Origin of the sequence: Streptomyces sp. 4F14, assembly GCF_048159485.1 — a bacterium.
In the GTDB taxonomy this organism is placed as follows: Bacteria; Actinomycetota; Actinomycetes; order Streptomycetales; family Streptomycetaceae; genus Streptomyces.
This window is the reverse complement of record NZ_JBLRVY010000122.1, coordinates 1-468: the sequence shown is the minus strand read 5'-3', so window position 1 is coordinate 468 and position 468 is coordinate 1. Positions and strand designations below refer to the sequence as shown.

The 468-nt window shown below is 78.0% G+C and carries 1 pseudogene; it reads left to right on the top strand.

From position 1 onward, the window contains the following. Positions 1-158 precede the first annotated feature (158 nt). Positions 159-468: pseudogene (locus tag ACLZOT_RS49925) on the top strand (secretion protein); the annotation flags it as partial.

Genomic DNA, 468 nt, shown 5'->3' with positions numbered 1-468 from the left:
GGAGGCGGGCTCGTGTGCCGCGGTGGGCGGCGGGTGGCTCGTCCGACGAGGCAGAGGGCGTGGTGAGTGGGGGCGGTGTGCGGGGTGAGCCTGCTGAGCTGGGTGGGGTGTCGAAGGCTCGGGAGGCGTCTGCGGGGCCGGGAGTTGGGGCGAGCGTTCTGAGGGTCCCCGCCGGTCGGGCGGGCGCGTCGGGTGTTCGGGCGGAGTCTGCCGAGTGGGGCGGCGCGTGGACCGACGATCGCGCTGGTCGCGCCGGTCGCGTCGGTTCGCCGGGAGCGCGCTGGGACGCCGGGGGAGCGGCGGCCGGGGCGGGCATGTCCGCGGGGTTGCTCGACGGGGTGCGGCAGTGGCTGGCCGAGAGTGGGGGTGAGCCGACGCCCGCGCGGGTGGCGCAGGCGCTGCGGGAGCAGGGCCGGGTGCTGGGGGACGCCGAAGTCCTCGGGGCGGCCGAGCAGTTGCGGTCCGAAC